This is a genomic window from Pseudoalteromonas sp. SR45-1 (genome assembly GCF_014163655.1).
Classification (GTDB): domain Bacteria; phylum Pseudomonadota; class Gammaproteobacteria; order Enterobacterales; family Alteromonadaceae; genus Pseudoalteromonas; species Pseudoalteromonas distincta.
Map to the genome: position 1 here is coordinate 1 of NZ_JACJDR010000036.1, position 1,222 is coordinate 1,222.

General features: G+C 51.6%; 1 protein-coding gene. It reads right to left on the reverse strand.

Features of this window, described 5'->3' with window-relative positions; translation table 11 throughout:
- Positions 1 to 1,222, reverse strand: a 1,222-nt coding sequence (locus H5089_RS20005; RefSeq protein WP_182712954.1) for an Ig-like domain-containing protein, incomplete at both ends; no start/stop codon positions are given.

A 1,222-nucleotide genomic window follows, 5' to 3' on the forward strand; every position in this document is an offset into this window, starting at 1 on the left:
TCTGCAAGTGCTACCGGTACAGGGATTGACCACGTGCCATTGGCTAGTACGGTGGCGCTCATTGTTTGCGCTGCGCCGCTGCTGTCGGTGACAACAATGGTTACTTCACTGCCTTGCGGTGCATCACTGGTACCTGCAATCGTTGGCGTGGTGTCGTTCCCTACACCGTTGTCTGTAATAACAAGGCTCGGGCCAGTAAGGTCTATCTGACCTGTCTCGGTGGCGCTGCCGATATTACCTAGACCATCATCTACCTGTGCGGTGACAGTATATTCGCCTTCGGCTAAGTCAGTTGGTGCATCGACACTCCATACTCCACCCGTTACGGTTGTATCAACAGTCGTAATATTCCCTGTACTGTCTTCAAACGTTAAGCTAATGGTGGTGTTATCTGCCGCATCGCTTGTACCATTAATGGTTGGGGTGGTATCGTTGGTGTCAACCAGTGCATTAATACTAATGCTTGGGGCCGTGGTGTTGAGTGTTGCGGTTTCACTTAATGTAGTGGTATTACCGGCGTTATCACTAACGCTTGCTTCAATAGTGAGTGGACCATCAGTTAACGCGTTCGGTACATCTGCTGACCAGCTGCCATCGGCTTGTACTGTTGCAGTAAACGTTTCTGTTGTGGTGCCGTCGCTTACACTGATGTTTATCACTGTGCCCGCTGGCGCATTGCTGCTTCCGCTGATTGTCGGCGTGCTGTTATTCGTGGCACCGACTGTGTCTAACGTCAGTGTCGGCGCTAAGGTATCTAAGTTGCCTGTTTGTGTTGCACCACCGGTGTTGCCTGCATCATCGGTGATACTGGCTTGCACGGTGTAGCTTCCATCCGGTAATTCAGGGCTGGTTGCTTGCCAGTCACCGTTTGCATCCACGGTGGCGGTGATTGGGTGTTCATCACCGTTACTGTCAGTAATAACAATGTTTACAACGGTGCCTTCAGGCTCTGTTGAAGTACCACTAATCACTGGGGTGCTGTCGTTACCCAAGCCCAGTGCATCAACGGTGACGATTGGCGTAATAGTATCCACATTACCACTGCTGTTTGCTGTGCTCTCGTTGCCTGCCGCATCGGTAATACTCGCGCTTACAGTAAAGTCACCTTGTGCAAGGGCACCTGGAATCTCAATGTTCCAGTGGCCATCGCTGCCAACTAGGGTCTCAATGGTTTGCACAGCGCCTGCGCTGTCGGTGATGGTGAGTGTAACAGTGCCACCAA